Genomic DNA, 23,145 nt, shown 5'->3' on the forward strand with positions numbered 1-23,145 from the left:
AACGCTACAGCTAAATTTGCCCTGGCTTTCAATTGCGAATTACAAAGGAAATTGAGAACTTACAACCCAAAATAAGAAAGATATGAACAGCACATCATGCAAATCCATCGCCACTATTTTCCTTTTCCTGTTATGCCAATTTGGCTTCGCTCAAGATAAGGCAACGCTAAGAAAGGATATTGAGCGGATTTTGGCTAACTATCAAGCCCGCATTGGAATCGCTGTTCACAACCAGGATTTTAGCGACAGCCTGATTGTAGCGGGCAACTATCACTTCCCTTTTCAAAGTGTTTACAAATTTCATCTAGGAATTGCGGTATTAAATCAAGTAGATAACGGGATTTTAAAATTGGACCAGCCAATTCGCGTGTCAAAGGCCGCGGTCACTACCGATCTATATAGTCCCATAAAAGACAAATATCCAGATGGAGTAACCCTGCCTTTGAGCGAAGTGATTAAGTATACCATTGCTGAGAGTGACAATGTGGGTTGCGATATTCTCTTTGAACTACTAGGCGGGCCGGATGCCGTTCAGGCCTATTTTTCGGATAAAGGTTATGGCAATCTTTCTATCAAGTTAACGGAAGCGGTCCAGCAAAAAGAATGGGACCTACAATTTGCCAATTGGACAACCGTTGGATCGTGCAACCATATTTTATACGACTATTATACCAATCGTAAAAGGCTATTATCGCCTACATCGCATCAATTTCTGTGGGATACGATGCGTGGAACGAAGACAGGCGTTAATCGCATTAAGGGAGACCTGCCAACAGGAACCGTCGTTGCCCATAAAACGGGATATTCGGGACAAAACAAACAAACGGGAATTACTGCCGCGGTAAATGATATCGGCGTGGTCAGTTTACCGAATGGCGATGTTTTTTATATGACGGTTCTAGTAACGGATAGCAAAGAGGAAGAATCCGTAAGTGCTAAAGCGATCGCCGAGGTCTCTAAAGCCGCGTACGATTATTTCACAGCAAGGTAATCTTCACTGGTTATGTTAGCAACGCTTCGAAATCGCCGCTGTTTTTCAGGGGTGAATACGAAAGGCACAGCAAAAATTTTTGGGAGGAAGCGGCCGCGTTTATAGATAATCGGTAGACGATGCGTTACCAAGCCCAATACCCGCACTGCCTCCCGATTGAAGGGGTCGGATTCCGATCGTTCAAAGTGGATCGAATCCAGGCGTCCCTGTTCGTCCGTTTCTACCCATAACACCACTTTCAATTCTTCCTCGACGGGTGGAAGCGTCGACCAGTTGATGAGCGAGTCAATCATGGGGATTAGGTCATGACCGTCCCACATAATCACTGGGGTATTCTTGGATAAAGAATTGTCAAAATACTTCTCGCTTATCTTGTGCCCTTCGGCAAATACAAGTTCCCACTCATGCTCGTAGATCGCGGAAAACCCCGAGTGTTCGTAATAGATCAATTCCCCGTTATAAGTGGTCACCGTGTCCGAAAACCAATCGGCATACACACGGTTGTCCTGTACTTTTCCCGGAAATAGCACATCCAGTTCCGTCTTGGCGCTCCGGTCGCAATTGTAAATATCTGTCAGGTACAGCCGGTTATCTATCACCTCCCAATACGCAATGTATCCGCGCCAGCAGCCGGTGTTTATTTCAAGAAGTGAATCAGGAAAAAACGGTTTGTCCCATTGGTTTCGTTCTTTCCATTGTTCGAGCGGCAATGCATGTAGAAGCAACGTGTCTCCACCGATAACCAACCGATCTGGAGCCTGTTCGGTGGCATAACCTGGAAATGAGGCCGTGATCATGCATAACACAAACGATAAGCCGCCGATAACTGTAAACTTCATACCCAATACTCATTTATTTATTGATGAATATTACTCGGAAATTCCATATGTCGACTTATGCCCCCTTTCTTGCTGAGTTCAGCAGGCTTCGACAGGAATTAAAAGTAAAACAAGTTTGAACCCCAACTGTTAATCAATTTCCGGCGGGCTTGGTACTTGACTGCTTTACTGATAATCTAACTATTAGGATATGAAAAAGATACTGATGATACTCACTTCGCATTCGGCTATGGAAAATACCGATAGCAAAACCGGTGTCTGGCTGGGCGAATTTACAGATCCATACTATGAACTGCTAGACCAGGGATATGAAATTACGCTGGCTTCTCCCCAAGGCGGTCAGCCGCCGATAGACCCAATAAGCAAGCTTACCGAAAACCTCACGGCATCCAACCGCAGGTTTAATGATGATCCTGCTGCTCAAACCGCCTTTGGCACGACACGCAAACTGGACGCTGTCAATCCGGAAGAATACGATGCATTGTTTTTGCCGGGGGGGCACGGACCGCTGTGGGACTTGGCGAACGATGAAACATGCGCCAGGATCATCCTTGATTTCTATAATTCCGGCAAACCGGTGGCAGCGGTATGCCACGGTCCGGCGGCTTTAATCAAAGCAGTGGAACTGCAACCCGAATTGCTGAATGGTAAAAGGGTGACTGCTTTCTCCAACGCAGAGGAAGCACTGGTGATGAAGAGCGACAACATCCCTTATAAGTTGGAAACACGGCTCAAAGAATTGGGCGCTGATTTTCATGCTGCACTTATTCCGATGACTTCCCACGTGGAGGTAGACGGGCTACTGATCACCGGGCAAAACCCGTTATCAGCCGGACCAACGGCGAAAGCACTGATTGAACGGCTGCAGACGAATGAAGTGCCGGAAACTAACTGACGGTATTCTGTTCTTCCAGCAAATTCGTATGGTTGCCAACGGTTTTATGTCCGGCTTATCCAAACACTTAGCCAATCTTATGGTTCAAATCACGGTTAATACGTTCGGCGGTCTGTTTGAGCGCGGCGATAATCGCTTCTTTTTTTTCATTTTTAAACCTACTTATCGGTAAATAGACGCCAATACTACCTTGGGGCTTCCCTTGCTGGAAAACAGGGACAGCCACACCGGCAATATCCGACTCCGCGTGATGCAAGGCCATCTGATCATTCTTTATTTTTTCAAGTAGCCCGAGTAGGTCGGTATGATGCTTCGCTTCGGACCACATGTCGCCAGGCATTCCATATTGCTGAATAAATGCTTCCCTTTCTTGGACGGACATGGTGGCAATGAGTACGCGGCCCGTAGCCGTCAAATATGCATGTTTTTCATCACGTGTATTTGCTTGCAACTCGTGTTCGCTGGTCTCTTTGTGGATAGTTACCCGCAGGTTATCTTTAAGGATTGCTAAGATGCAACTTTCGTTGATTTCGGTTTGCAATGCCTTTAAATGAGGTTTTGCCGCTTCCAGTAGGCTGCGCTTGTTAGAGAAATTATGCGTTAAGTAGTACGCCTTTGGACCAAGCTGGTAGTTGCCATCTTCTTTTTCGACGTAACCGCGTAGGATCAATGTTTTAAGAATGTTGGCACACGTGCTATGATTAAGTTTCAACTGGTCCGCAATCTGGCGCAATCCGATTTCCTGGTCTGTATTTAGGGAGAGCACCTCCAAAACATCATGCTCTCTTTTGCATTCGTTGTGGGCGCGACGGCGCCGTTCCTCCTTGGGCTGATCAAGCCCGTCATCGGTTTAGCTGAGGGCATCTCGCTGCTTTCTATCGGCTTATTGGTAGCCGCGGTATTTGTTTTTGTAGCTGTTAAGGTCTTTTTGAAAAAGGATCGAATCCAAGGAGATAGCATTTAAGTGGTACGGTACGAAACGGTTGCCTCGGTGCAACGGTCTTACTGTGATGGGTTCAAACGATCTCTTCCGTTTATTGGATACGCTTAAAATGGTATTTATCAGCATTTCCTTGCACGCGTAATCAAATAAGGCTAAATTCGCAGATTAGTGAGAGAGACGTTATCCAATAGGCTGCACGATTGTCAGCGATACTTTCTGGTATTCGCTGCATTGCTTTTGGTGCAGCTCACTTCCTGCCCCATCAAAAGCAGTATCAAAACGCTAATCGGCATTCCCATCCACACAGAACAGCAAACCGCTAAAGGCAATCTTATTTTTCAGGGAAGCGGGTTGGAGAAATGTGGCAATGGTAAAACCGTGGATACGCAAGTATTCCGAATCAGGTTTTCCACCGTAAATAATCTATTGCCGGTCGCCCTGCTTACGGCGGATTTTCTTCGTTCGTTCGGTGATCCGCGCTTCAAGGAACAGCCTCATCCCTTTTATGGGAACCTGAGAATTTCTGGAACGTTACCGATATTCCTTCAATACCGAAAGCTCATCATTTAGTACCTTCTGATTTTTTTCGCGGAACAACTATCCACGGCGGAACGGTTCGCCGTTGAATATACGATATATACAATGCTACACAATTAAAATACTTATCATATGCAGATGCAATTCAAGAATTTGGCAATTTGTTGGGGATTTTTCATACTGGCAACTATTTCATTCGTGGCATGTGGAAATGCTGACGAGAATAAAGGAAGTAATTCAGAAAACCGAAATACCTCGAAGGAGGAAGTGGCAGGGGTTGGAACCGGGGCGACCGCCGGTGTTTCATTTACCGATCAAAACGGAAAAACCGTATCGCTGAGCTCACTAAAAGGTAAGGTCGTTTTTATTAATTTCTGGGCGACGTGGTGTCCTCCGTGTATCCATGAAATGCCATCCATCAACAAGCTGAAGCATACTTTCAAGGGCAGCCAAGACATCGTGTTTCTGATGGTGGATGTGGACAACAAAATAGCGCAATCCACTGCGTTTATGGAAGAGAATAAGTACGATTTGCCAGTATACGTTCCCGCCAGCAACATCCCGTCTGACTATCTGGGAGGCGCGATCCCGACTACGGTCATTTTGGATAAAAATGGTGAAATGGTAGGCCGAATGGAGGGTGGCAGGGATTATACCGACCCACGGATAATAGAAGCGCTGAACGAACTGGTGGAAGCTGATCAATAGGTAATCGTACATTCTTCGCGTGGGGAGCGGATGGGTAGCAGCCATTATTTTTTCCGACTGCTATTTGGTAACAAAAGCTGTGCTATTTTCAATCGGGGCTAAAAAGCCGGTAAAAAATCACCATCTTTGTGAACGAAATGAACAACGTGTAAACGCATGTGTTAATCGACGGACCGGCTTGCTTTAACCTGAAATGAAAAGACTTTTATCCTATTTTCTTGTATTCTTAGTTTCGGCCAATTGGCTCCTTGCTCAGACTTCAGCAAACGAAAGCTTTAACCGTTCCTTTCTGCATATCTATATGCACACAGCCAGTGAAGACGTTAACCTGGCCCTAAAGTCAGCGGATTCCCTTTATCAAACGGCTGTAAGTGATATTCACAAAATCCGTTCGTTGATGTTGATCTCCGATATGTACCACCGGATGGCAAATCGCGATTCATCCATTCACTACGCCGTAAAAGCGGAGCGGATAGCGGAGCAGGCGGATAACTACGTTTGGCAGGCACGTATATGTGGGGTATTGTCTACGCAGCATCGCGAAACGGGTTTGTATAACGCGGGTAGGCGGTATATAGAAAAGGGATTGAAAGTCATTGAGAAGGTAGCGAATCCGGAGGCTGCAAATCAATTCAAGGGTCAATGTTTCCAGGAATTGGGCTTTTATGATGTGGAAGAAGGGCGGTACGAAGAGGCGATATCCAACTTCAGGAGAGCCGAACCGTTTTTTGTTGATCTGCCAGATACCGTGGTTCGGTATTTTGCCCTTGCACAAAACGACGAACGGATCGGCTTGTGCCATCTCGAATTGGAGGCTTTAGATTCTGCTGCATTCTACTACAACCGTGCGTTAGCGCTAGAACAGAAGGCATCGAAAGCAGGTACGCCGGTTAAAGGATTTATTTATAATGGATTAGGTCGTGTGCATTTGGCAGATAAGCACTATGAACAGGCGGACTCCTGTTTCCACCAAGCACTGGCCATTGCAGAAGCAACCGGATTACCAAACCTAAAAATCAGTGTATATAAGGATCTGGCGAGGTATTACAGGCTAACGGGCAACGACGAAAAGCATCGGCGATACAACGATAAATACCTGAAAGAAATAGAGGAAAATACGATCAAACATAAACGATATGCCGACCATGTCATTGCACGCATCGAGCGCCGGCTTGAGAACATGACCGCTTCCAATAAAGTGTTAAGTCTAACGGCGTCCGTACTGATCGTATTCATGGGAGTGGGGATGGGGCTTTACGTCCGTAGGCAGCGGAAAAATTACCAGCGATACCAAGCCATTATCAGGGCGCTTAAAAACCAGGGCACGGAGGTGTTGGTAAATGAGCAGACAGCAACCAACGGAGAGATGGATCGGGAGAAGAACATCATGCCCGAAAATACCAAACAGGAGCTGCTGAAGAAACTGGAACGCTTTGAATCTTCCCAGCAATTTACAGACCGGAATATTTCCATTGCGGTGCTGGCGGGGAAGATGAAGACGAATACCAAATACCTTTCTTATATTATCAACAATTACCGAAACAAGGATTTCAATGGCTATGTCAATGAACTCCGCGTCAACTACATCATCGCGAAGATGGAAACGGACAGCCGATACCTCAATTACAAGATCAGTTACCTGGCGGAAGAATGTGGGTTTGCTACGCACAGCCAATTTACCACCGTTTTCAGAAATATCACGGGTTTGTCGCCCTCTACGTTTATAACGTATCTGCGGAAGGATGGACAAATGGAAGATAAGGTACTATTGAATTGATAAATTCAGGTATATGTTGTGGATTTATTGTAATGTGTTGTTATTTAATTAGTTACTGGGTTTATTTTCTTGCTATATTCCGTAATCTGATAAGCTAAATAGTTTTGAGTTTAAACATCACTATGTAGCTTTGAAGTATATACGACCGTACAATCTACCATGGAAGGACTCTTTGTCAGCGTTACACTGGTTTACACATTATTATCATGCGGCCTCTTATTAGCTGCCTTTTTCAACTTCCGTAGCCAACCTAATCGTTACCTGATCGTTGGTTTTTGGGCGGTCTGTTTGCACATTGTTTATAAACTGATATGGGTGGGCTGGGGCAATCCCAGCCAATACGAGATTCCCCTTCCGTTCGGACTGATGTATCCAGTGTTGCTTTACCTGTTTGCCCGTGCATATTACCGGCCGGAAATAGCCGGTTCTTACCGGCAGTTGATGTTCCTATCGTTGCCATTTTTTCTGCACCTTGTGTTATTTGTAGCTGCCTGTCTGCAGCCCACGGAGAGCGGTTGGATAGCTGGATACGCAAAAATCTACTATGTTTCCTGCATGTTATCGCTGTTGACCTTTTCCACGCTGACTGCAAAGATGTATACGAATTCCAAAAAGCCATCTACCCCAACGGATATCCTGATCCGCCAGTTGACCATGATGTGTTTTGGATTGGTTTTGCTCGGCTACATGGTACTGTATCAAGTAAGTGTGCCAGATGATGACGTTGGGTTTGAGGTCCGACCGATGGTTTACCTGTTCTTAGCCCTCGGATTTGGCTTGATGATACGCTATATTATTACCCTTGGCATCCCTATTTTCCATGGTTTCAATGAAGGAGAAGCAGTGTTGTCTAAAGCCGGGGGCGAGCCAAACAGCACGGTTCAGCCTTCGGTGGTAGCCGAATGGGCAGTAGTCATTGAACAGGAACTGATTCGCACCCAGCTGTATCTTAATCCGTCGGTCTCCTTGGATATGCTGGCGCAGGAAGCCGCCATACCCCGCCATCAGCTGACGCAGGTTTTTAATGGTTATTACAAAAAGTCATTTTATCAGTTTATCGCTGCAATGCGGATCGAATATGCCGTTCGCCGGATTTCGGAATTAGGCGATAAAGTCACGCTGGATTCTTTATCGTATGAATGCGGGTTTAATTCCAAGACATCATTCAATCGGTATTTTAAAGCGTATACCGGTATGACTCCTTCCGAATACCGAACCGCGCGGCAATCGATCACTAATCAAACGCTATCGATTCCACAGTGATAGCTACCTACCTCCTTGTGGCAGTTATCAGTGTATCGCTGCTGGCCATATGCGTGAGTATATTGGGTAGGCGGCGAACAGTGATGGATCGATACGTACGATGTTTTCTACTATTTTTGACAATCCACGCGCTACACGCCTTGGTGGTACGTACGTATTTTGCTGACCAGATGCGACTGGATTATTTCGCACCTTACGGGTTGCTGTATGGGCCTTTTCTTTATTATGCCTATTGGTTGGCGGGAGGCAACCGATTGGACGTAAAGAAGGCGTTGATACATGTATTTCCTTTCTTTATTTTTCTGCTTGGCTATTTACTTTGGCTGGCAGCTCCGTGGATTTTCAGTGGCTACGAGCGCCTTTTCGGATTAAGCCTTTATGGCGTACTTGCACTCTCCCTGTTCTCGTATACCATATGGGCTTTGTTTTTCCGGCCGACCGGCAGTGATGCAAGCCGTATCAATGAATCGCGTATGTTGGCAATGATGGCCATGGTACTGGCTTTTGCAGCCGTACTGTTTCTGGTGTTTGCTTATTCCAATATGGTTTCAGGCCCCGTTCGCTCGCAATTTAACGGATCCATTGTCTTCTTATGCATGTTAAGTGCTTCTCTTAGTTTATTTTTCCATATCGTTCGGCAGACCGCCAGCGGTATGCAGGTTACGGCTAAAGCAGGTTCGCCGCAGGTTGTTGAGCGCGCACCGGCCGAAAGCCCTGTAGATCATCCTCCGGAGAGTGGTCCCTATCAAAAATCGGCAATTTCTCCAGACCAGTTAAACGTTTACGAGACATCGGTACGCCAAATGGTGGAGGAAAAGCAGATTTACCTCGATGATGGCCTCTCACTGGCCTCACTGGCCCAGCAGCTGAGAATTCCGAAGCACCACCTATCGCAGGTATTTTCATTGCGCATTGGTAAAAATTTCAACACTTACGTCAACGAACTCCGGATAAACCATGCCATTGCATTGATGCGTACCCGTCCTGAATGGACAATTACGGAGATTTTTCTGGCCAGTGGTTTTAACGCCAAAGCATCCTTTAACCGGTATTTCAAGCAGTTTCATGGAACAACGCCCACGGAGTACCGGAGCGGGATTGCAGGTAACTAATCGTAACCAAGGCTTGATCTTTCAGGGTCTCGGCATGACCGGTAGCCTTCTTTGTCGCCTAGTTTGGCAATGAAGTCATAGGCTTCATCGGTAAATTTTTCCGCTGTTGCCAAAAGGCTTCCGATTCCAGATACCAAGAGATTTCGGCTATGCTTGTGGCAGTAGACTCACGAATGCTTACTTTTCGGAAGCCCATTTATGGATAAGCTTTTTGCTATGAGTGCACGCTTCTTCAATCGAAAAAGTTTTGTCCGGTTTCCACTTGAGGGCAGCTTGTTTTTGTAATTCCTGATAGCTGGCTTCAGGAATGATGACGTACTTCTTATTGTCAATAGTTACGTGTGTCATGATATTTTATATATCACAAACAAATGTAACAAAACGGTTGTGGAATAACAATAGCTACAATTTATGGCCGCCCAAAACAAGCTTACCCAGGAAATTCTTGATGAATTGCTGGCAACGGATGAGAAGTCGGCGCTGGACGAGGGATACATCGACGCAAAAACTGGCGAGGAATTGTCGGATTTCCAAAATTACCTTCTTGACGGTCCGATAATGGACGCCGACCAATACTCACAATTTAAAGAAAACAGAAAGCATTTAAGTACATAGGTTTGCATATATCTAGCAATAAGCTTATCTTAGTACTTCCTCCAAATCTAGCCTTAATTTTCGTTGCTATACTTTCGTACCGGCTGAGTCCCGTATTGCGACTTGTTCAGACCGTCTTCTCCATGACAAAATAGTAATTTCATTAATGATCCGTAATGGGTCCATGAAATCACTGCAAATAATGGATTCATTATGGACGGATTATGGATTCATTGTGGACTCATCTCGAAGAGGGTCCCGTTTGGTTCCCCGCTGGTACGGATACCTGTCTTATCCTGTTTCATATAAACCTGATGAAAAGAAAGGTATTGGTTTTGATTGATAGGACAAATATACGGATTCTCGGCGAGGTTACAAAAAAATCTCCAAAATCGTTGCTGCCTTACGTCTCAAATCGTTGGGATCACTGACATCCCAAGCATTTGAGACGTTTTTTTTCGTCGTTCTCTACATGTTTGCGGCATGAAAAACAGCGCCGTTGTACCAGATGGTTGAGCGGTACCGTATGTATCTATGAAAAATTACTACCGATTTTTTTGCTTACTCTTTTGCATTGTTCTTTCGTCTACTTGCCTTGCCAAACGCAGTAGTGAATACATTGTGTTGGCAGTAGGCACATCATTTAGTTACCGATTCGACCAGACCGTGAAATGGCGTATTACAGAATTAGCGGGTGGTAAAGTCTTGAAGAATGGATTCGGTCCGATCCGTAAGTTGGTTTTCGAAATTCCAGGTGCCTATCAGATTGATGTGGAGGAGGAGTTGAATTATGATCCTGCTACATGCAATCATCCCCAGTATCCAAATGAAATCACTATCGAGGTCAGTCCTTACAGAATGGAGTTTGACTTTGCCACGGTCCGCCTATCCGATGAAATTGCCGGCGGGCAACCTGCCGACGGGCGGACACTTTCCGTGGATGTGAATTTTAGTGTCTATGGAAAAGATACAGTGGTTTATGAGGTTCCGCCGGTAAGGACAGCTGGAGCAGGGACTTCGATAACCGGCTTACCTATAGACAAGCAGATACTACTGAAGCCGGGTGTCAATACGTTTGTTTATCTACTCAGCGGACAGGTGCATAGCAACAGTTACATCATGTTCGATTTTTTGGATATCAATAACCAAGTTCAAGTCTACAGCCTGCCTCAAAAAATTAAATAGCAATATATAGCATATGACTACAATCAATACATTTCGTGTTAATTCGGTTTGGACTTCGCTATTGGCTACACTATTTCTATTGGTGTTGAGTCATACAGCGGCTGCACAGGGATGCGGTTTTGTGGCGGGGATGGGTTGCCCCGGTACGGATTATAGCAATTTCGGCTGGAATTCCCGGGCGGCCAATGCTAGTGACATTGCTTCAATCGAATACGACAACTTCATTGGCGGATACCATGCTACGATGGTTCGCACAAACGACGGCTCTTTTCAGGTATGGGGTGCGAATATGGCAGCCAATGGCACCAGTAATGTGCTCTCTCCACTCGAAATTAATAGTACAAATTATCCTGGTTTATCGGGTACTGTGCTTAAAGCAGCTTTAGGAGATCGGCAAGCGAATAGCCAGCGTGTCGTTTTGACAACGGAAGGGTTGTATATATGGGGGTATTCAGGAAGTTTGATAAGTACCTCCGTAGTTAACAGTACGGATTTTCAAAAACTAGAGATCGGTAGTAATCCCACTGGTTTGCCCATTGGCGTTGCCCCAACCGATGTCAAAATGCTTTTCGGTACGTATCAAACGCTCGCGATAGTGACCTGCGACGGTCACGTATGGGTAATATCACAACATGGTGCCAATACCGGTAGTGGGAATACTTCAGCGAGCGCTACGGTTTGGCACCAGGTAATTGACGATGCTGATAATCCACTTTCGGATATAAAAGCGGTTAGGGGTACGCCCCAGGGGTTGGTGGCCTTGAAGTATGATGGTGACTATACCTTGTGGACGTGGGGAAGAAATACGTTTTTGGGGGATAACACGCCGGTCGCAGCGCGGACAAAGGCGACCCAGATGACTTTGCCAAGTACAGAAACGGATGAGCCGATTAAAATGATCGGGATGTCTGGGTTAGAAGACCGCGCAGCAAGCTATTACGTATTATATGCAAACGGACATTTATACGCGCTGGGCGACAACTATCGAAGACAATTAGGAGATTGGTCGACGACGACTCGGACAGGCTGGGTACAACCACAATATAGCAATACCCCCGGGGACGTCATGAACGACATCCGCTGGATATCCCCTCAAGAACATGATGAATTATATGCAACTGTCAATGTGCTAACCAATGATGCAACGCTATATAACTGGGGAAGTGGTAGTTACGGTATGCTTGGCCAGGGTTCAGGTACATCTTATGATCCTGGAGTTCCTAATGGCATAGTTGCGGGCGATAAAATTATCGCGGTGGAATCGGGAGGGCATACCACCATGGTAGTCAAGATGTGCGAAGTTAAGTTTGGGTATGTAGGGCACCGCGTTGATGGAAGTATGGGGGATGGTACTTCAGGTGATACAAATGAAACAGCGTTTACCTTTGAAACTGCCGAAGTGCAGATTTGTGGTGCAGCATCGGTTCCTACAATTGATGCGGTTGAAATCGGTGGCGGAACATTTTATTTTGGTCCGAACGATCGTTATTGTAATGGGTCTTCCATTGTGCTTTTGCCCTCCGATACGGATGAAGACGGAGATTTTGGAGGCGTATTTACTATTGTCGCTGGATCTGCATCAGCGACCCTGACCGGAGCGGAGAATAATATATTAACGTTTACGGGTACAGGCAATACGTCAGTAACCATTCGTTATACCGTAACGACTGCTGAGTGCGGTATCGAAGTAACATCCGAACGAACTTTCCTCACCGAAGACTGTGGAGCGGAACTCACACTAGAGAAATCAGCAATATTCAATGATAATGGTGTCGGAGACAATGCAGGTGACAACGCCGCCCAACCCGAAGAAACAATAACTTACACCTTTACCTTAACGAATACCGGTGATTATTGGATTGATAATTTAGAAATTTCTGATCCGCTATTTCAAGCACCGAATCCTGTTGTCGCTATAACATTAGATTTCAGCGAAGCGGAACAAAATGGCGTACTGCAACCTGGTGAATTTGCAACTGCTATAGCGACCTACACCGTTACACAATCTGATATTGACAATGGAGGTGTGTATAACCGAGCAACAGTAACAGGTGATTATATACGTGCAGACGGTGATGAGTTGCAAGTGACTGATGAATCAAGCGATCCAGACCCTCTTGTTCCAGGGGATCCTGGTTATGATGCAATTCGTCCAGATCATACCTATACCGGCCTTCCGATGAACTCGGTGCTTGCGCTGGTGAAGTCGGGCGTGTTCAACGACGAGAACGAGGACACGTACGGGCAGCCTGGCGAGACGATCACCTACACGTTCACGGTGAGCAACGGGGGTAACGTCACGGTTGACGGCATATCGGTCAGCGACGTGCTCCTTGAAGCACCGAACCCTGTTGTCGCGGTCACTGCTGTTGCGGACAGCTATACGGGCACGGGCCCCTACGGGGGTTCGCTTGCCCCGGGGGAGTCGGTGGAGTACACGGCGGACTATGTGCTGACGCAGGGTGATGTCGACAATGGCGGTGTTACGAACGCTGCCGTTGTCACGGGCGATGACCCGGAGGGCGATCCGGTGACCGACGACTCGGGCACGGCCGCGGACAACGACGATGGCACGGAGACGGGCCTTCCGATGAACCCGGTGCTTGCGCTGGTGAAGTCGGGCGTGTTCAATGACGAGAACGAGGACACGTACGGGCAGCCTGGCGAGACGATCACCTACACGTTCACGGTGAGCAACGGGGGTAACGTCACGGTTGACGGCATATCGGTCAGCGACGTGCTCCTTGAAGCACCGAACCCTGTTGTCGTGGTCACTGCTGTTGCGGACAGCTACACGGGCACGGGCCCCTACGGGGGTTCGCTTGCCCCGGGGGAGTCGGTGGAGTACACGGCGGACTATGTGCTGACGCAGGGTGATGTCGACAATGGCGGTGTTACGAACGCTGCCGTTGTCACGGGCGATGACCCGGAGGGCGATCCGGTGACCGACGACTCGGGCACGGCCGCGGACAACGACGATGACACGGAGACGGGCCTTCCGATGAACCCGGTGCTTGCGCTTGTGAAGACCTTCGTTGTTGACAACAGCTCCGGCACTGCCGGGCGCGTTGACGCTGGCGACGAGATTACCTACACGTTCGAGGTGACCAACACGGGCAACGTGACGCTGACGGATGTCGGTCTTTCGGAGATCGCCTTCAGCGGCACGGGGGACTACGAGCTTCCGGCTGACGCGGTGTTCGTACCGGCACCGGGCGGCAGTGCCGCGGGCACGCTTTTGCCGGGCGAGACGGCGACGTATACACTGACCTACATACTTACGCAGGATGACATCGATGCGGGCGAGCTGACCAACAGTACGCTTGCCACGGGCACGCCTCCGGCGGGTGCGGACGTGACGGATGTCTCGGACGCGGCTACGGATGCCGACGGCAGCACCATCACGGATCCGGAAACCACGGACAGCGACGAAGACGGGGAAGACGGGAACGATCCGGTGGTTACGGACCTTCCGTCCGTTCCTTCTATCGATCTGGTGAAGACCTTCGTTGTTGACAACAGCTCCGGCACTGCCGGGCGCGTTGACGCTGGCGACGAGATTACCTACACGTTCGAGGTGACCAACACGGGCAACGTGACGCTGACGGATGTCGGTCTTTCGGAGATCGCCTTCAGCGGCACGGGGGACTACGAGCTTCCGGCTGACGCGGTGTTCGTACCGGCACCGGGCGGCAGTGCCGCGGGCACGCTTTTGCCGGGCGAGACGGCGACGTATACACTGACCTATACGCTTACGCAGGACGACATCGATGCGGGCGAGCTGACGAACAGTACGCTGGCGACGGGTACGCCGCCTGTTGGCGCTGACGTAACGGATGAGTCCGACACGGCCACGGGCGCCGACGGGACAGCGATAACGGGTCCGGAAACCACGGACAGCGACGGGGATGGCGAAGATGGCAACGACCCCACGGATACCACGCTTCCATCTGCACCGTCAATCGACTTGGTCAAGACGTTCACGGTTGACAACACCTCCGGCACGGCGGGCCGTGTCGATGTGGGCGACAAGGTCACCTTCACGTTCGAGGTGACCAACACGGGTAACGTGACGCTGACGGATGTCGGTCTTTCGGAGATCGCCTTCAGCGGCACGGGCGACTACGAGCTTCCTACGGATGCGGTGTTCGGTTCGGCTTCTGAAAACAGCTCGGAGGGCACATTGGTCCCCGGGGAGACGGCGACGTATACACTGACCTACATTCTTACGCAGGATGATATCGATGCGGGTAAATTGACGAACAGTACGCTTGCGACGGGTACGCCTCCGGCGGGTGCTGACGTTACGGACGAGTCTGATACTGGCACGGATGCCGATGGCATTGCCATTACTGATCCTTTGGATACGGACAGTGACGGCGACGGTGATAATAACAACGATCCGACAGAGACAACGCTTCCTGCAACGGCAGGCATTGACCTTGTCAAGGCGTTTGTGATTGACCAAAGCACGGGTAATACCAATCGCGTTGACGCGGGCGACCAGATTACCTATACGTTTGAGGTAACCAACACGGGCAACGTTACGCTTACGGGGGTTGCGCTTTCGGAGCTTGCCTTCAGCGGCACGGGCGACTACGAGCTTCCGGCTGATGCGGTGTTCGTATCCTCGACGGAAGGCAGCGACGCGGGCACACTAGTGCCCGGGGAGAAAGCGACCTACACCTTGACGTATACACTTACGCAGGATGATATCGACGCGGGCGAGTTGACAAACAACTCCCGGGCCACGGGCACACCGCCGAGCGGCGCAGCTGATAACGTGACGGATGATTCCGACACGGCCACGGGTGCGGACGGTGCCGCAATCGGCGACCCTTCCGATACGGATAGCGACGGTGACGGCGACAACGGCAACGATCCGACGGAGACGGCGCTTCCTGCCTCCCCAGGTATCGATCTGGTGAAGACGTTCACGGTCGACAACACGTCCGGTACATCCGACCGCGTTGACGCGGGCGATAAGGTCACCTACACGTTCAACGTAACCAACACGGGCAACGTGACACTGACCGGTGTGGAACTGACCGAGATTACATTCAGCGGTACGGGCGACTACGAGCTTCCCGCGGATGCGGCATTCGGTTCGGCTTCTGAAGGTAGTACAGTGGGCACGCTTTTGCCCGGCGAGACGGCTACCTACATACTGACCTATACACTTACGCAAGAAGATATCGATGCGGGCACGCTGAACAACAGCTCGCGTGCAACGGGTACATCTCCGGCAAGCACCAAGGTGACTGACGAGTCCGACACGGCCACGGGTGCAAACGGCAGCGCCATCACAGACCCGGGCAATGAGGACAGCGACGGAGACGGTGACAACGGCAACGACCCCACGGATACGGAATTGCCACACACGCCATCATTGGCAGTTACTAAAACAATTACGAGCGAAGGCCCGTACGATAGCACGGACGACGTGATCACCTATGATATCGTGGTCACCAATACGGGTAACGTCACCATAGACGGCATCGTGCTGACAGATGCCAACGCGGTTATCCCTACGGGAGAAGAGAAAATTGGCACATTAGCGCCGGGCGCAAGTAAGACCATCCCCGTCACGCACGACATCACATTGATAGACCTGAATAACGGCAGTGTGAGCAACCAAGCCCAGGTAAGCGGCAAAGCACCGAACGGAGACCCAGTTACCGACGACTCGGATGACCCCGGCACGGGCGATCCCGACGACGCTACAGTTATCGACGTAACGCAGGCACCCGAGCTTACGGTAACCAAAGTCATCACGAGCGAAGGCCCGTACGACAGCACGGACGACGTAATTACTTACGACATCACGGTGACCAACACGGGTAACGTGACGGTGAAAGACATCGTGTTGACCGATGGCAATGCCGTGATTGCCGAAGGTGAAGAGAATATCGGCACATTGGAGCCGACGAAAAGCGCTACCGTAACGGTAACCCATGCCATCACGCAGGACGATCTGGACAATGGCAGCGTAAGCAACAAAGCAACGGCTACGGGCATAGACCCGAAAGGGAATACGGTGACAGATGATTCGGACAACCCGGGAACGCCGGATGATCCGGACGATGCGACGGATATTTCCGTAACGCAGCAGCCAGAACTGATCGTCACCAAAACCGCAAGGGAAGGTGAGCATGCCCTCATCGGCGATGTAATTACCTATGACATTACCGTAACGAACGCGGGTAACGTAAGCTTAACGAATATAGTAATAACGGATGCCAACGCGGACGCAGGAAGTATAACCCCTGCAACAATCACCACTTTGGCGCCGGAAGAATCAAGAAACGCAACGGCTACACACACGATCACACAAGCTGACATCGACGCGGGTTATGTATACAACATCGCCCAAGTAACCGGTGAGGCCCCGAATGGGGATGAAGTGAGCGACGAGTCGCACGACCCCGATCCGCTGGATCCAGATGCACCGACCGTCGGCGATTGTACGGACTGTACGATCACGCCGATCGAAATCAGACCTGCTGTTGCCTTGGTGGCGGTGGCTACCAACACAGGGTCGGGCCGCAACGGCGCCTTTATCGTTGGTGATAAGATCGAATACCGGTTTACCGTAACCAACAGAGGCAACACCACACTCGCTGGCTTTGTGCTGAACGACACGAAACTGGGACTGAAGGATGTCGTGGTGGACGAAACACTGGCACCGGGCGAAAGCTTTGTACGCATGTTCCGCTATACGATCACACAAGAAGATATCTTGGCAAAACAGGTGGTGACCAGCGCGACCGTGAATGCGGAAAGCCCGACAGGTACGGCAACGGCCGACGTATCGGGCGACGAAGTGACCAACGACGTTCCGACACTGGTTCCGGTGGCTGAAGGCCCTGAATCGTCGAACGACGAAGGGGAGACGCCGCAGAACACACCGGTGACCGTCAACGTCGTGGACAACGACGAGGAGGGCAGCAGTGAGCTGGATCCGGCTACAGTACGCCTGATCGATCCGGAAACGGGTGAACCAAGCGAAGCGGTGACCATTCCCGGTGAAGGTACCTATACGGTGGGGGCCGACGGCACCATTACATTCACGCCGATCCGCGAGTTTTACGGGGAAAGCACCATCCAATATGTGGTGCGCGACGTGAACGGCCTGGAGGCCGATCCGGCAGCCATTACGGTTGCTGTCGCCCAAAGCCAGCCCGCCGCATCGGATGATACGCAGCAGGGTTCATTCAACGGGCCGGTACAGATCCAATTGGTAAGCAACGACCAGCCGGATACGGCTCCATTGGATCCCTCAACCATCGAGATTACCAGCCAACCGCAGCATGGTACGCTGGAAATCGGCGCGGATGGTATTGTGACCTACTCGCCGAACCAGTACTATACGGGGCCGGACGAATTCAGCTACCGGGTAATGGATGCCAACGGCAACTGGACAAACGTGGCCACGGTACAAATAACGGTTTCCGGATTTAACATCCCGAACATCATCACGCCGAACGGCGACGGGCAGAACGACCGCTTTGTCATCGTAGGCCTGGCCGACTATGACAATGCGGAGGTGCTGATCTTCAACCGCTGGGGCAATGAGGTTTACAGAAGCAATAGCTACAAGCAGGACTGGGATGCACAGGGGATAAGTGAGGGCACCTACTACTACCTCATTACGCTGCGGAAGGATGGCAAGGAAACCGTCCACAAAGGTTGGCTGGTCATCAAACGGAAATAGGGAAGGCGCTTAGCAATGAACAAGTATAACATGAAAAACATCATAAAAACGTCAACGCTGTTATTCCTTTCCTGCATGGGAATGGTAGCCAAAGGACAGCAGAATATCCAGTTTACGCAGTACATCTTCAATTCGATGAGCGTCAACCCGGCTTATACCGGATACAAGGAAGAATGGTTCGGGCAGCTGGGGCTGCGCAGCCAGTGGGTGGGCATCGAAGGGGCTCCGGAAACGGGCACCGTTTCCATCGACGGTGTCGTGGATCCCTATCAGAAACGGCACGGACTCGGTTTTCAGGCTACGGCCGACCGGCTCGGTCCGCAATCGGCCACCTCGGTGTATGCCAACTATGCGTTCCGCCTGCAACTCAATGACGAAGATACCCAGCGGCTGAGCTTCGGTGTGGGTGTGGGCGTGACGCAATACAGCCTGGATGGTGCCAAATTGCGTCCCAACGATCAGGTGGACGGCATCGTCCCCCCGGGGCGGATCAGCAACTTTATCCCCGATGTGCGGTTTGGCGTGTATTATTACAATCCGAACTGGTATGCGGGCGTTTCGGTGATGGACCTGCTGTCGGGCGACCAGAGCAACAACATCTTCCGCTGGGACAATACCACCACGGATAACATCCGCCGCAGACGGCACCTGTATTTCATCGGCGGTGCACTGGTTAACTTTGACAGCGGACTGAAGCTGCGCCCGAGCGTGTTGGTGAAAGAGGATTTCAAAGGGCCGACGAGCGTGGACGTGAACGCGATGTTCATCTTCGACAACCGGTTCTGGATCGGCGGCGGCTGGCGTACGGGTGTAACCGTATTTAAGCGGGATTACGCGCGGTTCACCGGCGATAAACTGAGCAGGCAGAACTCGGTTTCGGCGATCGCCCAGCTGTACGTGACACCCAAGTTCCGGATTGGTTATTCCTATGACTACATCCTGAGCCAGTTAAGTAGCGTACAGAACGGTTCGCACGAAATAACATTGGGGATCACCTTCGGGCGCAAGGATCAACGTCTGCTGAGCCCGAGGTTTTTTTAATAGATACGAGACACTAGACACCGGACACCGGATATAGACATCAGATAACTACCATGAGATATCAGTTGCAACAACTCTTTTTTTTAGCGGCGCTGCTTTGCATGAGCGGGGTTGCGGTTTCACAGGAACAGCCATCGCTGCGCGACCGGGCGGATGAATTGTACCGTAAATACGAATACGCCAATGCGGCGGCTTTATACACCAGGCTGGCAGACAGCAGGCGGCCCAGACTGTTGGATCTGGAACGGCTTGCGGACTGCTATGCACAGATGAAGGATTACGAGGCCGCGGAGAACTGGTACGCCCGGGTGGTGGCCATGGAGGGCAGTGAAGCGGAAAACCTGCTGCGCTACGGGGAGGTGCTGAAGATGAACACGAAATACGCGGAGGCGAAAAAGCAGCTGGAGGCGTATGCGGCGAAGACGGGAGACCGGAGCCGGGTGTCGGTACAGCTTGCGGGGTGCGATTCGGCACTGGTATGGATGGCCGCTCCGACGGTGCACCGGCTGCGCAATGAAGGGGTAAATACCTCGCTGTCGGAGTTTTCGGTTTTTCCGGTAGGGGATAAGGCCTATTACGCCGGAGAGCCTGACGGGCAGATGCGGGGTGTGGGGACGTACGGCTGGACGGGTAATTCGTTCCTTCGGGTGTACACGGCTGACCGTGGGGCGGACAACGGGCTTTCGGATGCGGTGATAGCGGTTGAAGATATCAATAACACGCCGTACCACATGGGTCCGGTGGCTGCGTCTGCAGACGGTACCACGCTTTACGTAACACGCACCTACCCAGGGAAGAAGGGTGCCGTGACGCGTGAGGAACGGCAGAAGTACCGGACCCATAAGCTGGAATTATACATCTACACACAGGGAGAGGGCGGTAGTTGGAAGGCTACCCCGTTTCCCTATAACAACGTGGAGGAATATTCGGTTGGCCATGCCGCATTGAGCGTGGACGGAGGTATCCTGTACTTCGTGAGCGACATGCCCGGGGGACAGGGGGGCACGGACATCTGGTACAGTGAACGGCAGGGGGACGGGAGCTGGGGTACCCCTGTGAATGCGGGAGCCACCGTCAACAGCGCGGGTGATGAGCTGTTTCCGAACGTCGGACCGGACGGCACGCTGTATTATTCGAGCGACGGGTTTGCGGGAATGGGCGGACTGGATATATTCCGTTCCACGGGCAGCAGGGCAGGGTGGACCCGGCCTGTCAACCTTCGGTTTCCGGTTAATTCGCCGGGGGATGACTTCGCATACATCACCACCTATGAAGGCGAAGAAGGCTTAGCCGGCTACCTTTCCTCGAACCGGAAAGGCGGCCGTGGCAGTGACGATATCTATTCGTTTACGTTTGAGAAACCGAAGATCATCATCATCCTGAAAGGCACGGCTTCGGATAAAAATACGAACGACCGGTTGGCGGATGTCTCGGTGACGCTGTACGACGGCATGCGTGAAATCGTAGCGAGGAAGCGCACGGACGGCAGCGGGACGTTTGAGTTCGTGCTTGACAGGGACAAATCCTACACGGTATTGGGCCAGAAGGAGAAGTACCACGGCGATTCGGCCAAGGTAACCACGGTGGGCATCACGGAATCGGATACGCTGGAGGTGACGCTGCTGCTGGAGCCTGTATTCGAGGTGGGCAAAACCTTTGAGCTGGAGAATATCTATTACGACTTTGACAAGCACAACATCCGGCCGGATGCTGCTGCGGTACTGGATGAGCTGGTGCGTACGCTGCGTGACAACCCGACGCTGCGGATTGAGCTGTCGAGCCATACGGACAGCCGCGGCAGCGATGCCTACAACCTGGCGCTATCACAGCGGCGGGCCCAGTCGGCGGTGGATTACCTGGTGAGCCGTGGAATCGCGCGCGACCGGATGGTGGCCAGGGGCTACGGGGAGACGCGGCTGGTGAACGACTGCGGCAACGGCGTGCCCTGCACGCGCGAACAGCATCAGGCCAACCGGCGCACGGAAGTCACCGTGTTAGCCTATTAGGAGTAACGCTATCAACTAACCGGATCGATCATCGATTAGATCCAAAGGCCAATCCCTGTTGCTGGATTGGCCTTTTTGTTACGCTATTTCCAACCGCCCCCCAATGCCCTGTAAAGCGTGACCTTGGCATTCAATTGTTCCTGTTTTATACTCACCAAATCCAGTTCGCTGTTGAGCGCGTTACTTTGCGCGGTAATAACTTCTAAATAGGTTGCCTCACCGCTTTTAAAGAGCAGGTTGGCGTTTTTGACGCCAAGTTGCGCTGTGACAACGCGCTGTTCACTGATTGCATATTGGTCATTAAGTTTTTCAATCATCACCAGCGCATTGGTTACTTCGTGTACGGCATCCATGACCGTTTGCTGAAAGCTGATTTCTGCTTTATCACGCTCCAGTTTCGCAATCTCATGCTGCGTTTTCAGTCTTCTCCCAGCAAAAATGGGTTGAGTGACGCCGCTGATGATGCCACCGAACAACGCCCCGGGGATGTTGAACCAATTTTGGGGTAACATGGCATTGAGCCCCCCCGAAGCCTCGATGGTAAGTGTGGGATACCGGTATGCTTGTGCAACGCCCACATCGGCGTTAGCTGCGCGCAAAGCGAGCTCGGCTTCGCGAACATCGGGCCGGTTGACAAGCAGCTGCAAGGGTACACCTGCATCGTAGGTGTCCTGTATACGCCAATCCATCAATGCAGACGAGCGATATACGCTGTCCGGCATCTGTCCGGTCAATGCCCGCAAGGTATTTTCCTGGATGGCAATTTCCTGTTCCAATTGGGGAATAAGGGAGGCCGCAACCAACATTTGTGATTGGGTTTGCTGGATAGCCAATGAACTGACTTCGCCCGCATCCCGTTGCAGCTTGACGATCTGGAGGGTACTGTCGTTGAGTTTAAGGTTGCGCTGTGCAACCTCCAGTTGTGCATCCAGCATAAGCAGGTTATAATACCCTTCGGCGATGGCAGCCACCAAACTGGTCTGTATCGCTTTCCTGGCTTCAAACGTTTGAAGATACCCGGCCAGGGCACTTTCTTTTTGCCTGCGCAATTTTCCCCAGATATCCAGTTCCCAGCTCAGGCCGACAGACGAAAAATATTGCGACTGATACAAGAACAAGTTCTCGGGAGGATCAGACTGTCCCTCTTGATCATACCAGCCCGATGATGGAGAACCGTAGAAGTCACGCGACCGCCACTGGTGGTTGGTGCCGCCCAGTTGAGCGTCGATTTCGGGCAGAAAGGCTGCACGGGATTGCCGCAACGATTGATTGGCTATTTCGATGTTCTTCAGTGCCGTTTGCATGTCGTAATTGTTGACGATGGCACTGTCAATAAGTATCATCAGCATGCTATCGGTGAAGAAATCATTCCATGGAATGTCGGCAATCGTCGCGGAATCTGCCGCCGTGCCGACTCCCCGGAAGGTGTCTGCAGTCGGTAGCTCAGGACGGACGTAATCTTTTCCTACTTTGCACGATGATAACAAAAGGCAGCCGGAAATGAGAATTAACCCGGTATATCGAATGATAGTGTTCATGA

General features: G+C 50.8%; 17 protein-coding genes. 13 read left to right on the forward strand and 4 right to left on the reverse strand.

What is annotated here, in order from left to right:
• Positions 1 to 82: 82 nt before the first annotated feature.
• The gene (gene bla, locus BMZ56_RS00590; RefSeq protein WP_090622579.1) at positions 83 to 991 is read left to right on the forward strand and encodes a class A beta-lactamase; all 909 of its coding nucleotides are present in this window, start codon (positions 83 to 85) and stop codon (positions 989 to 991) included.
• On the opposite strand, the gene BMZ56_RS00595 is transcribed toward bla, so the two are convergent.
• Positions 973 to 1,830, reverse strand: coding sequence for a hypothetical protein (locus tag BMZ56_RS00595; RefSeq protein ID WP_143072808.1), 858 nt, complete (start codon positions 1,828 to 1,830; stop codon positions 973 to 975). The two genes, bla and BMZ56_RS00595, sit on opposite strands and share 19 nt — an antisense overlap.
• 190 nt (positions 1,831 to 2,020) lie before the next feature.
• Between BMZ56_RS00595 and BMZ56_RS00600 the strand changes: the two genes are divergently transcribed.
• Entirely contained in the window at positions 2,021 to 2,725 is a 705-nt protein-coding gene (locus BMZ56_RS00600; RefSeq protein ID WP_218146417.1) for a type 1 glutamine amidotransferase domain-containing protein, read from the forward strand.
• Between the two features lie 67 nt (positions 2,726 to 2,792).
• Here BMZ56_RS00600 and BMZ56_RS00605 read toward each other — a convergent pair whose 3' ends face one another.
• Positions 2,793 to 3,491: an IclR family transcriptional regulator gene (locus BMZ56_RS00605; RefSeq protein WP_245893057.1), complete on the reverse strand. Its 699-nt coding sequence runs from the start codon at positions 3,489 to 3,491 to the stop codon at positions 2,793 to 2,795.
• 12 nt (positions 3,492 to 3,503) lie between these two features.
• Between BMZ56_RS00605 and BMZ56_RS00610 the strand changes: the two genes are divergently transcribed.
• The 6 genes from BMZ56_RS00610 (at position 3,504) to BMZ56_RS00635 (ending at position 9,065) form a co-directional block, all read left to right on the forward strand.
• Positions 3,504 to 3,689 carry a hypothetical protein gene (locus BMZ56_RS00610; RefSeq protein WP_090622589.1) on the forward strand — a complete coding sequence of 62 codons (186 nt, stop codon included), beginning with the start codon at positions 3,504 to 3,506 and terminating at the stop codon, positions 3,687 to 3,689.
• A gap of 147 nt (positions 3,690 to 3,836) precedes the next feature.
• Complete coding sequence (locus tag BMZ56_RS00615; protein ID WP_143072809.1) at positions 3,837 to 4,238, forward strand: hypothetical protein; 402 nt, start codon at positions 3,837 to 3,839, stop codon at positions 4,236 to 4,238.
• A gap of 99 nt (positions 4,239 to 4,337) precedes the next feature.
• A complete protein-coding gene (locus BMZ56_RS00620; RefSeq protein ID WP_090622597.1) occupies positions 4,338 to 4,913 on the forward strand; it encodes a TlpA family protein disulfide reductase in 576 nt (191 codons plus the stop codon).
• A 193-nt stretch (positions 4,914 to 5,106) separates the two neighbouring features.
• Complete coding sequence (locus tag BMZ56_RS00625) at positions 5,107 to 6,690, forward strand: helix-turn-helix domain-containing protein (RefSeq protein ID WP_090622600.1); 1,584 nt, start codon at positions 5,107 to 5,109, stop codon at positions 6,688 to 6,690.
• Positions 6,691 to 6,849: 159 nt separating this feature from the next.
• Entirely contained in the window at positions 6,850 to 7,953 is a 1,104-nt protein-coding gene (locus BMZ56_RS00630; protein ID WP_090622603.1) for a helix-turn-helix domain-containing protein, read from the forward strand.
• Between the two features lie 17 nt (positions 7,954 to 7,970).
• Complete coding sequence (locus BMZ56_RS00635; RefSeq protein ID WP_143072810.1) at positions 7,971 to 9,065, forward strand: helix-turn-helix domain-containing protein; 1,095 nt, start codon at positions 7,971 to 7,973, stop codon at positions 9,063 to 9,065.
• 177 nt (positions 9,066 to 9,242) lie between these two features.
• Here BMZ56_RS00635 and BMZ56_RS25535 read toward each other — a convergent pair whose 3' ends face one another.
• Complete coding sequence (locus BMZ56_RS25535) at positions 9,243 to 9,413, reverse strand: hypothetical protein (protein ID WP_177194993.1); 171 nt, start codon at positions 9,411 to 9,413, stop codon at positions 9,243 to 9,245.
• Between the two features lie 63 nt (positions 9,414 to 9,476).
• Between BMZ56_RS25535 and BMZ56_RS00640 the strand changes: the two genes are divergently transcribed.
• The 5 genes from BMZ56_RS00640 to BMZ56_RS00660 all read left to right on the forward strand — a co-directional run bounded on the left by BMZ56_RS00640 (position 9,477) and on the right by BMZ56_RS00660 (position 21,605).
• The gene (locus tag BMZ56_RS00640; RefSeq protein WP_090622611.1) at positions 9,477 to 9,680 is read left to right on the forward strand and encodes a hypothetical protein; all 204 of its coding nucleotides are present in this window, start codon (positions 9,477 to 9,479) and stop codon (positions 9,678 to 9,680) included.
• 513 nt (positions 9,681 to 10,193) lie between these two features.
• Complete coding sequence (locus BMZ56_RS00645) at positions 10,194 to 10,844, forward strand: hypothetical protein (protein ID WP_090622615.1); 651 nt, start codon at positions 10,194 to 10,196, stop codon at positions 10,842 to 10,844.
• Positions 10,845 to 10,857: 13 nt separating this feature from the next.
• On the forward strand, positions 10,858 to 18,558 hold the full coding sequence (locus BMZ56_RS00650) for a CLIPPER-2 domain-containing protein (protein WP_090622617.1): 7,701 nt from the start codon (positions 10,858 to 10,860) through the stop codon (positions 18,556 to 18,558).
• A 30-nt stretch (positions 18,559 to 18,588) separates the two neighbouring features.
• Positions 18,589 to 19,599 carry a PorP/SprF family type IX secretion system membrane protein gene (locus BMZ56_RS00655; protein WP_245893019.1) on the forward strand — a complete coding sequence of 337 codons (1,011 nt, stop codon included), beginning with the start codon at positions 18,589 to 18,591 and terminating at the stop codon, positions 19,597 to 19,599.
• Between the two features lie 53 nt (positions 19,600 to 19,652).
• Entirely contained in the window at positions 19,653 to 21,605 is a 1,953-nt protein-coding gene (locus BMZ56_RS00660; protein WP_090622623.1) for an OmpA family protein, read from the forward strand.
• An 83-nt stretch (positions 21,606 to 21,688) separates the two neighbouring features.
• On the opposite strand, the gene BMZ56_RS00665 is transcribed toward BMZ56_RS00660, so the two are convergent.
• Entirely contained in the window at positions 21,689 to 23,143 is a 1,455-nt protein-coding gene (locus BMZ56_RS00665; protein WP_090622626.1) for an efflux transporter outer membrane subunit, read from the reverse strand.
• Between the last annotated feature and the right edge of the window lie 2 nt (positions 23,144 to 23,145).

It is taken from the genome of Parapedobacter indicus (assembly GCF_900113765.1).
In the GTDB taxonomy this organism is placed as follows: Bacteria; Bacteroidota; Bacteroidia; order Sphingobacteriales; family Sphingobacteriaceae; genus Parapedobacter; species Parapedobacter indicus.

Bases quoted from the DNA above. Each gene is read 5' to 3' on its own strand.
- BMZ56_RS00645 (WP_090622615.1), top strand. From the start codon at position 10,194: ATGAAAAATTACTACCGATTTTTTTGCTTACTCTTTTGCATTGTTCTT.
- BMZ56_RS00630 (WP_090622603.1), top strand. From the start codon at position 6,850: ATGGAAGGACTCTTTGTCAGCGTTACACTGGTTTACACATTATTATCA.
- BMZ56_RS00625 (WP_090622600.1), top strand. From the start codon at position 5,107: ATGAAAAGACTTTTATCCTATTTTCTTGTATTCTTAGTTTCGGCCAAT.
- bla (WP_090622579.1), top strand. From the start codon at position 83: ATGAACAGCACATCATGCAAATCCATCGCCACTATTTTCCTTTTCCTG.
- BMZ56_RS00650 (WP_090622617.1), top strand. From the start codon at position 10,858: ATGACTACAATCAATACATTTCGTGTTAATTCGGTTTGGACTTCGCTA.
- BMZ56_RS00595 (WP_143072808.1), bottom strand. From the start codon at position 1,830: ATGAAGTTTACAGTTATCGGCGGCTTATCGTTTGTGTTATGCATGATC.
- BMZ56_RS00640 (WP_090622611.1), top strand. From the start codon at position 9,477: ATGGCCGCCCAAAACAAGCTTACCCAGGAAATTCTTGATGAATTGCTG.
- BMZ56_RS00665 (WP_090622626.1), bottom strand. From the start codon at position 23,143: ATGAACACTATCATTCGATATACCGGGTTAATTCTCATTTCCGGCTGC.
- BMZ56_RS00600 (WP_218146417.1), top strand. From the start codon at position 2,021: ATGAAAAAGATACTGATGATACTCACTTCGCATTCGGCTATGGAAAAT.
- BMZ56_RS00660 (WP_090622623.1), top strand. From the start codon at position 19,653: ATGAGATATCAGTTGCAACAACTCTTTTTTTTAGCGGCGCTGCTTTGC.
- BMZ56_RS00620 (WP_090622597.1), top strand. From the start codon at position 4,338: ATGCAGATGCAATTCAAGAATTTGGCAATTTGTTGGGGATTTTTCATA.
- BMZ56_RS00610 (WP_090622589.1), top strand. From the start codon at position 3,504: ATGCTCTCTTTTGCATTCGTTGTGGGCGCGACGGCGCCGTTCCTCCTT.
- BMZ56_RS25535 (WP_177194993.1), bottom strand. From the start codon at position 9,413: ATGACACACGTAACTATTGACAATAAGAAGTACGTCATCATTCCTGAA.
- BMZ56_RS00655 (WP_245893019.1), top strand. From the start codon at position 18,589: ATGAAAAACATCATAAAAACGTCAACGCTGTTATTCCTTTCCTGCATG.